Origin of the sequence: Enterobacter sp. YSU (genome assembly GCF_016082135.1) — a bacterium.
Lineage (GTDB): Bacteria > Pseudomonadota > Gammaproteobacteria > Enterobacterales > Enterobacteriaceae > Enterobacter > Enterobacter hormaechei_C.
Window position 1 is genome coordinate 2,214,356 of record NZ_CP059487.1, and the last position, 11,536, is coordinate 2,225,891.

At 55.2% G+C, this 11,536-nt stretch carries 12 protein-coding genes; 9 read left to right on the plus strand and 3 right to left on the minus strand.

Going from position 1 to position 11,536, the window contains the following annotated elements; all coding sequences use genetic code 11:
* Positions 1-132 precede the first annotated feature (132 nt).
* The 9 genes from rplM (at position 133) to nanQ (ending at position 7,300) form a co-directional block, all read left to right on the plus strand.
* Positions 133-561, plus strand: coding sequence for a 50S ribosomal protein L13 (gene rplM, locus H2Z33_RS10740; RefSeq protein ID WP_003860434.1), 429 nt, complete (start codon positions 133-135; stop codon positions 559-561).
* Between the two features lie 15 nt (positions 562-576).
* Entirely contained in the window at positions 577-969 is a 393-nt protein-coding gene (gene rpsI, locus H2Z33_RS10745) for a 30S ribosomal protein S9 (RefSeq protein WP_003860436.1), read from the plus strand.
* A gap of 307 nt (positions 970-1,276) precedes the next feature.
* On the plus strand, positions 1,277-1,915 hold the full coding sequence (gene sspA, locus H2Z33_RS10750) for a stringent starvation protein SspA (protein ID WP_003860438.1): 639 nt from the start codon (positions 1,277-1,279) through the stop codon (positions 1,913-1,915).
* A 5-nt stretch (positions 1,916-1,920) separates the two neighbouring features.
* Positions 1,921-2,418, plus strand: a complete 498-nt coding sequence (sspB, locus tag H2Z33_RS10755) for a ClpXP protease specificity-enhancing factor (RefSeq protein WP_026080566.1) — start codon at positions 1,921-1,923, stop codon at positions 2,416-2,418.
* A 102-nt stretch (positions 2,419-2,520) separates the two neighbouring features.
* Positions 2,521-3,303, plus strand: a complete 783-nt coding sequence (gene nanR, locus H2Z33_RS10760) for a transcriptional regulator NanR (protein ID WP_017382717.1) — start codon at positions 2,521-2,523, stop codon at positions 3,301-3,303.
* Positions 3,304-3,425: 122 nt separating this feature from the next.
* Positions 3,426-4,319 carry an N-acetylneuraminate lyase gene (gene nanA / locus H2Z33_RS10765; RefSeq protein WP_047733892.1) on the plus strand — a complete coding sequence of 298 codons (894 nt, stop codon included), beginning with the start codon at positions 3,426-3,428 and terminating at the stop codon, positions 4,317-4,319.
* Between the two features lie 62 nt (positions 4,320-4,381).
* Complete coding sequence (locus H2Z33_RS10770; protein ID WP_063135413.1) at positions 4,382-5,872, plus strand: MFS transporter; 1,491 nt, start codon at positions 4,382-4,384, stop codon at positions 5,870-5,872.
* A gap of 88 nt (positions 5,873-5,960) precedes the next feature.
* Complete coding sequence (nanK, locus tag H2Z33_RS10775) at positions 5,961-6,833, plus strand: N-acetylmannosamine kinase (protein WP_015571999.1); 873 nt, start codon at positions 5,961-5,963, stop codon at positions 6,831-6,833.
* Complete coding sequence (nanQ, locus tag H2Z33_RS10780; RefSeq protein WP_032670742.1) at positions 6,833-7,300, plus strand: N-acetylneuraminate anomerase; 468 nt, start codon at positions 6,833-6,835, stop codon at positions 7,298-7,300. The genes nanK and nanQ overlap by 1 nt, the downstream gene beginning before the upstream one ends.
* An 89-nt stretch (positions 7,301-7,389) precedes the next feature.
* Here the strand turns inward: nanQ and H2Z33_RS10785 are convergent, their stop codons facing one another.
* The 3 genes from H2Z33_RS10785 to gltD all read right to left on the minus strand — a co-directional run bounded on the left by H2Z33_RS10785 (position 7,390) and on the right by gltD (position 11,528).
* A complete protein-coding gene (locus H2Z33_RS10785) occupies positions 7,390-8,682 on the minus strand; it encodes a cytosine deaminase (RefSeq protein WP_063135412.1) in 1,293 nt (430 codons plus the stop codon).
* Positions 8,672-9,922, minus strand: coding sequence for a cytosine permease (gene codB, locus H2Z33_RS10790; protein WP_017693905.1), 1,251 nt, complete (start codon positions 9,920-9,922; stop codon positions 8,672-8,674). The genes H2Z33_RS10785 and codB overlap by 11 nt, the downstream gene beginning before the upstream one ends.
* Positions 9,923-10,109: 187 nt before the next feature.
* Complete coding sequence (gltD, locus tag H2Z33_RS10795; protein ID WP_017382721.1) at positions 10,110-11,528, minus strand: glutamate synthase subunit GltD; 1,419 nt, start codon at positions 11,526-11,528, stop codon at positions 10,110-10,112.
* Positions 11,529-11,536 lie beyond the last annotated feature (8 nt).

The window sequence follows — 11,536 nt, forward strand, 5'->3', positions numbered from 1 at the left end:
TCCCGAAACTTTCTATGTGTCGGCATGTGCTATTCGAAGGGGTAGGTTTGCCGGACTTTGTCGTGTGAACCTCAACTGACTAAACGTTTGGGTGTTCACCAACGTGTAACTTATTATTTGGGTAAGCTTTTAATGAAAACTTTTACAGCTAAACCAGAAACCGTACAGCGCGACTGGTATGTTGTTGACGCGACCGGTAAAACTCTGGGCCGTCTGGCTACTGAACTGGCTCGTCGCCTGCGCGGTAAGCATAAAGCGGAATACACTCCGCACGTTGATACCGGTGATTACATCATCGTTCTGAACGCTGACAAAGTTGCTGTTACCGGCAACAAGCGTACTGACAAAATGTACTACCACCACACCGGCCACATCGGTGGTATCAAAGAAGCGACCTTTGAAGAGATGATTGCCCGCCGTCCTGAGCGTGTGATTGAAATCGCGGTTAAAGGCATGCTGCCAAAAGGCCCGCTGGGTCGTGCTATGTTCCGTAAACTGAAAGTTTACGCAGGCAACGAGCACAACCACGCGGCACAGCAACCGCAAGTTCTTGACATCTAATCGGGATTATAGGCAATGGCTGAAAATCAATACTACGGCACTGGTCGCCGCAAAAGTTCCGCAGCTCGCGTTTTCATCAAACCGGGCAGTGGTAAAATCGTAATCAACCAGCGTTCTCTGGAACAATACTTCGGTCGCGAAACTGCCCGCATGGTAGTTCGCCAGCCGCTGGAACTGGTTGATATGGTAGAAAAACTGGATCTGTACATCACCGTTAAAGGTGGTGGTATCTCCGGTCAGGCAGGTGCGATCCGTCACGGTATCACCCGCGCTCTGATGGAGTACGACGAATCCCTGCGTTCTGAACTGCGTAAAGCTGGCTTCGTTACTCGTGACGCTCGTCAGGTTGAACGTAAGAAAGTGGGTCTGCGTAAAGCACGTCGTCGTCCACAGTTCTCCAAACGTTAATCCATTCTGCTTACGCAGAACGATTGGCGAAAAACCCGCTTCGGCGGGTTTTTTTATGGATAATGCGCAGGTTATCCACAGTAACATTTCATATATCTTCTCTTTTTCCACATTTCCGGAATCCCCTCACCACAAAGCCATCAAAATCTGGTAAACTATCATCCAATTTTCTGCCCAAATATCGGTGAATACTCGATTTTTGTTCGATTCTTGAACAATGTGTCTTCTCTGGGATGGGCGATACATCATCTGGCTGGCCCCGTTGGGCTGGTAGCAGTAAAAATTCTGAATATACCTGGAGGTTTTCATGGCTGTCGCTGCCAACAAACGTTCGGTAATGACGCTGTTTTCTGGTCCTACTGACATTTATAGCCATCAGGTTCGTATCGTGCTGGCCGAGAAGGGTGTCAGTTTTGAGATCGAGCATGTGGAAAAGGATAACCCGCCTCAGGATCTGATCGATCTCAACCCGAGCCAAAGCGTACCGACGCTGGTGGATCGCGAGCTGACCCTGTGGGAATCCCGTATCATTATGGAATACCTGGATGAGCGTTTCCCGCATCCGCCGCTGATGCCTGTTTATCCTGTTGCGCGTGGTGAAAGCCGCCTATACATGCAGCGTATCGAGAAAGACTGGTACTCGCTGATGAACGTTATCGTCAACGGTTCCTCTTCTGAAGCGGATGCTGCACGTAAACAGCTGCGTGAAGAGCTGCTGGCAATCGCGCCAGTCTTTGGTCAAAAGCCTTTCTTCCTGAGCGACGAGTTCAGCCTGGTGGATTGCTACCTGGCTCCGTTGCTGTGGCGTCTGCCAACCCTGGGCGTAGAGTTCAGCGGCCCTGGCGCGAAAGAGCTGAAAGGCTATATGACTCGCGTCTTTGAACGCGACTCTTTCCTGGCATCTTTAACTGAACCGGAACGTGAAATGCGTCTCGGCCGAGGCTAATGACTGTGGAAATGTCACAACTTTCACCACGCCGTCCGTATCTGCTGCGCGCCTTCTATGAATGGCTGCTGGATAACCAGCTCACGCCGCACCTGGTTGTGGATGTGACGTTGCCGGGCGTGCTGGTTCCAATGGAATACGCGCGCGACGGACAGATTGTACTGAATATTGCGCCACGCGCAGTGGGTAACCTGGAGCTGGCGAACGACGAAGTGCGCTTTAATGCGCGCTTCGGCGGCGTGCCGCGTCAGGTTTCCGTGCCGCTGGCAGCTGTGCTGGCTATCTACGCCCGTGAAAACGGTGCGGGCACCATGTTTGAGCCGGAAGCGGCTTATGATGAAGAGGTTGCCAGCCTGAATGATGATGAGGCATCCGATGAACGCGAAAGCGACACGGTAATGTCTGTCATCGATGGCGATAAACCCGATCATAATGACGACACCGATCCGGATGACGAGCCACCACCACGCGGTGGTCGTCCCGCACTGCGCGTTGTGAAATAAACAAACAGGCCCGACGGGCCTGTTTTGCTTTCGGTCCCTTTTCGCCCCCTCTAATTTCCTGTGTTATGATGAACTGTTTTCCTTCAATGGCACCGGACTGCAATGAAACCGACTGATCTTAAAGCTGAAAACTCTGATGAAACCATTGGTCGCAGCCTGCGCCGTCGGCCGCTGGCGCGCAAAAAACTGTCTGATATGGTGGAAGAAGAGCTGGAGCAGATGATCCGTCGGAAGGAATTTGCCCAGGGAGAGCAGTTACCCTCCGAGCGCGAACTGATGGAGTTCTTCAACGTGGGTCGCCCCTCGGTGCGCGAAGCGCTGGCGGCGCTAAAGCGTAAAGGGCTGGTGCAGATTAACAACGGTGAACGTGCCCGCGTAACCATGCCGTCTGCCGATACCATCATCAGTGAATTGTCGGGAATGGCGAAAGACTTTCTGACCCAGCCCGGCGGTATTGCCCATTTCGAGCAGCTTCGCCTGTTCTTTGAATCCAGCCTTGTTCGTTATGCCGCAGAATATGCCACTGACGATCAGATTGCGCAGCTCACAAAAGCCCTGGAGATCAACAGCCAGTCCCTGGATGACAACACGCTATTTATTCGTTCCGATGTCGATTTTCACCGCGTGCTGGCGGAGATCCCCGGCAATCCGATCTTCAATGCGATCCACGTTGCGCTGCTTGACTGGTTAATTGCGGCGCGTCCTAAAGTGCCGGACGCAGAGCTTTATCAGCATAATGAAGTCAGCTATCGCCAGCATATCGCAATTGTGGATGCGATCCGCCGCCGCGATCCCGATGAAGCGGATCGGGCGTTGCAAACTCACCTTAACAGCGTCTCCGCCACCTGGCACGCTTTCGGCCAGCATTCAAAAGCCAAAAAATAACGATCCTTTAGTGAAGCAGATCGCAATATAAGCGTTCTGTATTCTACTGCTGCTTAATTGATCTGGTATAACAGGTATAAAGGTATGTCGTTATAACAAACACACGATCGATTGAGGTAACTATGGCAACGCAATTACGCGGCGTAATGGCCGCACTCCTGACCCCGTTTAACTCTGAGCAGATGCTGGATAAAGAAAGCCTGCGCCGTCTGGTGCGGTTCAATATTGAACAGGGTATCGATGGGCTGTACGTCGGCGGTTCAACGGGAGAGGCCTTTGTACAGAGCCTTTCGGAACGAGAGCAGGTGATGGAGATTGTGGCGGAAGAGGCGAAGGGGAAAATCACGCTCATCGCCCATGTTGGCTGCGTCAGCACGGCGGAAAGCCAGCAGTTAGCCATGGCCGCCGCCCGCGTCGGTTTTGACGCTGTGTCCGCCGTCACACCGTTTTACTATCCCTTTAGCTTTGAAGAACATTGCGATCATTACCGTGCAATTATTGACTCCGCGGAGGGGTTGCCGATGGTGGTTTATAACATCCCTGCGCTAAGCGGCGTTAAGTTAACGCTGGATCAGATCAACACGCTGGTAACGCTGCCCGGCGTCGGCGCGCTGAAGCAAACCTCCGGCGATCTCTTCCAGATGGAGCAGATCCGTCGCGAACATCCGGATCTGGTGCTCTACAACGGCTATGACGAGATCTTCGCCTCCGGCCTGCTGGCCGGCGCGGACGGGGGGATCGGCAGCACCTACAACATTATGGGCTGGCGCTACCAGGCGATCGCTAAAGCGGTTCGTGAAGGGGATAACGCCACCGCACAGCGCCTGCAAAGCGAATGCAACACGGTGATCGATCTGCTGATTAAAGCCGGGGTGTTCCGTGGTCTGAAAACGGTTCTGCACTATATGGACGTGGTATCCGGGCCGCTGTGCCGTAAGCCGTTTGCCCCTGTGGATGAAAAATTCGTGCCAGCGCTGAAAGCGCTGGCGGAGCAGCTAATGGCGGAAAAACGCTAACACATCGCCGGGGGCGCAGCCGCCATCCGGCAAAACGACAGAGAAATCGTCGGGAGAGTGAAATGAGTAAGTCTACCCAAAGCATCCCTTGGTACCGCCATCTTACCCGTCCTCAGTGGCGCGCCTTCTCCGCCGCCTGGCTGGGATATCTGCTTGATGGCTTCGATTTTGTATTGATAGCCTTAGTCCTGACAGAAATAAAAAGCGAGTTTGCCCTGACGACAGTGGAAGCGGCGAGCCTGATTTCGGCGGCCTTTATATCGCGCTGGTTCGGCGGCCTGCTGCTGGGCGCCATGGGCGACCGCTATGGCCGCAAGCTGGCGATGATCACCAGCATCGTGCTCTTTTCCTGCGGTACGCTGGCCTGCGGTTTTGCGCCGGGTTACGTCACCCTGTTTATCGCCCGCATGGTGATAGGCATGGGGATGGCGGGGGAATATGGCTCCAGCGCAACCGATGTAATTGAAAGCTGGCCAAAGCACCTGCGCAACAAGGCGAGTGGTTTTCTGATTTCCGGTTTCTCCGTCGGCGCCGTGGTTGCGGCCCAGGTCTACAGCCTTGTCGTGCCCGTCTGGGGCTGGCGGGCGCTGTTCTTTATCGGCATTCTGCCCATCGTCTTTGCCCTATGGCTGCGGAAAAATATTCCGGAAGCTGAGGACTGGAAAGCGAAGCACGAAGGCAAAGCCCCGGTGCGCACCATGGTTGATATTCTGTATCGCGGCAAATACCACGTCATCAATATGGCGATGACGCTGTTTGCCGGTACGGCGCTGTGGTTCTGTTTTGCAGGCGAACTCAACAACGCGGGGCTGGTCGTTATTCTCGGCCTGCTGTGCGCCATCGTCTTTATCAGCTTTATGGTGCAAAGCAGCGGTAAACGCTGGCCGACGGGCGTCACGTTGATGGTTGTCGTGCTCTTCGCCTTTCTCTACTCCTGGCCGATTCAGGCGCTATTACCCACTTATCTGAAAACCGACCTGGCCTATGATCCCTCAACGGTGGCGAAGGTGCTGTTCTTTAGCGGCTTCGGCGCGGCAGTAGGCTGCTGCGTGGGCGGTTTTCTCGGTGACTGGCTTGGCACCCGCAAGGCCTATGTCTGTAGCCTGTTGGCCTCACAGCTCCTGATTGTCCCCGTCTTTGCGATCGGCGGCGCCAATGTCTGGGTGTTGGGCTTGTTACTCTTTTTCCAGCAGATGCTGGGGCAGGGGATCTCCGGGATCTTACCCAAACTCATCGGTGGCTATTTCGATACCGACCAGCGTGCGGCGGGTCTGGGCTTTACCTACAACGTTGGCGCGTTGGGCGGCGCGATTGCCCCGGTGATTGGCGCGCTGCTGTCGCAGGATATGGCGCTGGGCACGGCCCTGGGATCGCTCTCTTTTGGCCTGACGTTTGTGGTGATCTTGCTTATTGGTCTGGATATGCCCTCCCGCGTTCAGCGCTGGATCAGGCCAGAAGCCCTGCGTACGCATGACGCTATTGACGGTAAACCTTTCAGCGGAGCCGTCCCGTTTGGCGGCGATAAAAGCGCTTTAGCGAAAAGCAAAAGTTAATCCGCTTGCCCGGACCTGTACCGGGCACATTCGTAAGGGATGAAGTATGTCACAACGGGATAAAAACATTTCCGAGCGGGGCGGTGCTATGACGACACTGGCGATAGACATAGGTGGAACTAAACTTGCCGCCGCCCTGGTGGATGACGGTTTACAGATCCACGCGCGACGCGAATGCCCTACGCCCGCCAGTAAGACGCCTGACGCGCTGCGTGAGGCGCTGGCTGAGCTGGTCAAGCCGTTACAGACCCAGGCAACGCGTGCGGCCATTGCCTCAACCGGAATCATTCAGGACGGCAATCTGCTGGCGATTAACCCGCAAAATCTCGGAGGATTGCACCATTTTCCGCTGGTGCAGACGCTCGAAGACATTGCTGGTTTGCCGACCCTAGCGATCAATGATGCTCAGGCTGCGGCATGGGCGGAATATCACGTTAGTGCGAAGGAAATTAAAGACATGGTATTCCTGACTGTTTCAACGGGCGTGGGGGGCGGCGTAGTCAGTAACGGGAAACTCGTGACCGGAAGCGGCGGACTGGCAGGGCATCTTGGGCATACGCTCGCCGATCCAAACGGCCCGCAATGCGGCTGTGGTCGCGTGGGGTGCGTGGAAGCCATCGCGTCTGGTCGCGGTATTGCCGCCGCAGCCAGGGGAGAGCTTGCAGGATGCGATGCAAAAACGATTTTTGCGCGCGCGGCAGAGGGAAATAAACAGGCGGCGGAACTGGTCCAACGTTCTGCACAGGTACTGGCGCGGCTTATTGCCGACACGAAAGCGGTGATGGACTGCCAGCGCGTGGTGATTGGCGGCAGCATCGGGCTGGCAGGAGGGTATCTGGCGCGGGTCCGCGCGTATCTTGAGGAGCATCCTTCTGTTTATCACGTTGAATTAACCGCCGCGCACTATCGACACGATGCGGGCTTACTGGGCGCGGCGCTGTTAGCTCAGGGAGAAAGATGATGTTTTTTGGTGAGATTCGGACGCTTCCCTCCACGGGGTTGCATCCCGTTCTTCTGGAGGCGCTAACCCTCGCGCTGGCTGCCCGTCCGCTGGAAAAAGCGGCAGGACGTTATGAGCTTCGCGGTGAGGATATCTTCATGAACGTGATGACGTTTGCCACGCAGTTTCCAGACCAGAAGAAAGCGGAACTGCATGAGCAATATATTGATATCCAGGTGTTATTGACGGGAGAAGAGCGCATCCTCTTTGGCGTGACGGGCTCGGCACGCCAGCGTGAAGATTTTCATCCTGAAGAAGATTATCAGTTGTGCAGTGAGATTGCAGGTGAACAGTGTGTCACCCTCCGGTCGGGGATGTGCGCCGTATTTATGCCGGGAGAGCCACATAAGCCAGGATGCGCAATCCTTGAGCCAGGCGAGATAAAGAAAGTCGTGGTGAAGGTACGCGCCCGCTTGCTGGATACGTAGTTTATAGGCCTGATGGCGCTTCGCTTATCAGGCCTGCGGGCATAACGTAATTTGCAGGCCGGATAAGGCGCAGCCGCCATCCGGCAATGTTATTCGATATTCTGGCGCTTAAACGTCACCGCTTCCGGCTGCGTCAGGTGCAAGGTTGTCTGGCTGGGCACCGTCTCGGCAATCACCTTGCCGTGGCGAACAGAGTATCGTGCCGGCATCTGGCGACGAACTGCATCAAACCCATTCTCTGCCGGGAGAATCACCAGGTTTGCTGTATTCCCAACGCGCACGCCATAGTCCTGCAAATCGAGCGTTTTCGCGCTGTGGGTAGTGATCAGGTTAAGTCCATCATTTATTTGCCCGTAACCCATCAGTTGGCAAACGTGCAGCCCCATATGCAGAACCTGAAGCATATTCGCGGTTCCCAGCGGATACCACGGATCGAAAACGTCGTCATGACCAAAGCAGACGTTGATCTCCGCTTCCAGCATTTCTTTGACGCGTGTGATGCCTCGGCGTTTGGGATAGGTATCGAAACGGCCCTGCAAATGCGTGTTAACCAGCGGGTTTGCCACGAAGTTAATGCCTGACATTTTTAACAGGCGGAACAGTCGGGACGTATACGCGCCATTATAGGAGTGCATCGCCGTGGTATGGCTGGCGGTCACGCGTGAACCCATTCCGTCACGATGTGCCAGTGCGGCAACGGTTTCAACGAAGCGCGATTGTTCATCATCAATCTCATCACAGTGGACATCGATCAGTCGGTCGTACTTTCTGGCCAGGGAAAACGTTTTATGCAGCGACTCAACGCCATATTCACGCGTAAATTCAAAGTGGGGGATTGCGCCGATGACATCCGCCCCTAAACGCACGGCTTCCTCAAGCAGTTCTTCACCGTTCGGATAAGAAAGAATGCCTTCCTGCGGGAATGCCACAATTTGCATATCGACCCACGGGGCGACTTCCTGCTTCACCTCCAGCATGGCTTTCAGTGCCGTAAGGGTGGGGTCCGAGACGTCAACGTGTGTACGTACGTACTGAATGCCGTTGGCGATTTGCCACTTCAGGGTCTGCATCGCGCGAGTTTTAACGTCTTCGTGGGTAAGCATCGCCTTGCGTTCGGCCCAGCGCTCGATTCCCTCGAAAAGCGTGCCGGACTGGTTCCAGTTCGGTTCACCCGCCGTTTGCGTTGTATCCAGATGGATATGCGGCTCGATGAAAGGAGGGATTACCAGCCCGCATTCGGCGTCCAGCACCTGACCGACTGGCGCAGAGGCGGTTTCCTGAGGATCGATACGGCTGAAGCGTCCGTCCTCAATCGTGATTTGCCATAAACCCTCTTGCCCCTGCAAACGGGCCTGACGGATAGTGAGGGAATTATTCTGCATGGGAAACCTCCGAAGGATTAGCAAGGGTACGTTTGGCGAATGGGTTTAACACCAAATAGCTGAAGACGCCACCCAATACTGCGTTAACGGGGACAATTCCCGGAATGTAGTGCCCGGCAGCAACACCCAGGGCGACCGAGAAAATGGCAATCCAGTTAACGGACACAAATTTTGCGTGGTCGAAGCTGGCATAGCGGCGGCGATTAATCAGGTAGTCGGCGATAATCACCCCGCCAACCGGCGGAATCGCTGCCGACAAAAAGGTCAGCCAGCCAACGAAGTTGTTGTATAGCCACAGCGCGCACAGCGTACCGATAATGCCATTAACCACCGACAGCGTACGGCTGGAAAGGCCAGTAATATTGGCGAAACCCAAACCAGAGGCGTACAACGCGTTGTCATTGGTGGTCCAGATATTCAGGCCAAGAACGACAATGGCCGGCAGCAGCAGTCCCTGGGCGATCATCACGTCAGAAATATCGGCCTGTCCTACGGCGGCAGCGCCTGCCGCACCGAAGATAAACATCAGCGAGTTGCCAAGGAAAAATGCCACCATCGCCACCAGAACGGCACCTTTGGCATTGCGGCCAAAGCGGACGAAGTCGGCGGTCAGCGTGCCTGCGCTGATAAACGAGCCTACAACCAGCGCCAGCGCGCTGGAAAAGTTGAGCGGCGTCTGCGGCACAATGGATTTGAGGTGGTCCAATCCTCCCACGCCGTCCACCGCCAGCCAGACGGAGTAGCTACCCAGGATGACGATAGCGGGTACGGCGATGATGGATAAAATCGTCAGTGCCGAGATGCCAAAAAAAATGGTTAACGTCATCAACAGGCCGGAAACCGCAATCAGGATGTTCACGTCGATGCCCGTGGCTTTACTCACCGGGATGGCAAACATCGCTACGCCGACGCCAAACCACCCTACCTGCGTACCGCCTAAAAGCATGGAGGGAAGCCAGGAACCTTTTATACCGAACGAGTAACGCGCAAGAAGATGGGTTGAGAGGCCGGTTTTTGCGCCAATGTAGCCAAGAAAAGCAGTGTAAATACCGAGGAGGAGATTGCCGAAGAGAACTGCGAGGAAGAAATCATTATAGGAAAGACCGGTACCGAGCGTGCCTCCGGTCCACATACTGGCGGAAAAAAACGTTAACCCTAACATCACAAAAGTGAGTGGAACCACGCCTTTCCGCGCCGCCAGAGGGACGGGGCCCTGGCTATAATTGTTATCTTGCGACACAATGCCTCCTTGAATTTTGGCCAAAAAATCCGCCGCATAATATACATTTTTTTCACGAAAGCAAACGTTTACGTCGGGATTTACGCTGCTTTTTTGCTTAAAAAGGCATCATTAACTTAAGGGTAGGCTACTGAAAACAGGCTCCCCAGCGTTCCGCTTTATGCTTCTGCCGGGGAGTCAGAGGGGCTTACACTTCCAGGAAGTTCATGATCCCGTCAGCCGCTTTACGGCCTTCAGCAATCGCCGTGACCACCAGGTCAGAGCCGCGAACGATGTCGCCACCGGCGAAGATTTTCGGGTTGCTGGTCTGGAACGCGTTATCGCTGCCTTCTGGCGCAATGATGCGGCCTTGAGAGTCCAGCTCTACGCTGTGCTTCGCCAGCCACTCCATGCTGTGAGGACGAAAACCAAACGCCATCACCACGGCGTCAGCCGGGATCACGTGTTCAGAACCGGCCACGATCTCCGCGCGACGACGGCCTTTCGCATCTGGCGCACCCATCTCCGTGCGCGCCATCTTCACGCCGCTCACTTTACCGTTGGCATTCACTTCAATACCCAGAGGCTGGATGTTGAACTGGAACTCGACGCCCTCTTCACGTGCGTTTTTCACTTCGCGCTTAGAGCCCGGCATGTTCTCTTCGTCACGACGGTAGGCACAGATGACATGCGCCGCATTCTGGCGAATGGAGGTACGCACGCAGTCCATCGCGGTATCACCGCCGCCCAGCACCACCACGCGTTTGCCTTCCATGCTGACGAACGGCTCATCGGCGGTCTCGCCGTAGCCCATTAGCTGTTTGGTATTCGCAATCAGGAACGGCAGCGCGTCGTACACGCCTGGCGCATCTTCGTTCTCCAGACCACCGCGCATGGACTGATAAGTGCCTACGCCCAGGAACACGGCGTCGTAATCTTTCAGCAGGTCGTCGAGCTGCACGTCGCGGCCCACTTCGGTGTTGAGTTTGAACTCAATGCCCATGCCGGTGAAGATTTCGCGGCGGCGGGTCATCACCTCTTTCTCCAGCTTGAAGGCCGGGATACCGAAGGTCAGCAGGCCGCCAATCTCCGGGTGGCGATCAAAGACCACCGCCTTCACGCCGTTACGGGTCAGCACGTCCGCACAGGCCAGGCCTGCCGGGCCCGCGCCGATAATCGCTACGCGCTTGTCGGTTTGACGCACACCGGTCATATCCGGGCGCCAGCCCATCTCGAACGCTTTATCGTTGATATAGCGTTCGATATTGCCGATGGTTACCGCGCCAAACTCGTCGTTCAGCGTACAGGATCCTTCACACAGACGATCCTGAGGGCACACGCGGCCGCACACTTCCGGCAGGGTGTTGGTCTGATGAGACAGCTCGGCGGCTTCAAAAATACGCCCTTCGTTGGCCAGCTTCAGCCAGTTCGGGATGTAGTTATGGACCGGACACTTCCATTCGCAGTAAGGGTTACCGCAGGACAGGCAGCGGTCTGCCTGTGCTTTGGCCTGGCCTTCTGAAAACGGCTCATAGATTTCAACAAATTCAATTTTACGGATCTTCAGCGGTTTCTTTGGCGGATCAACACGCTGAAGGTCGATAAACTGGTAAACGTTCTGGCTCATCTGAATTC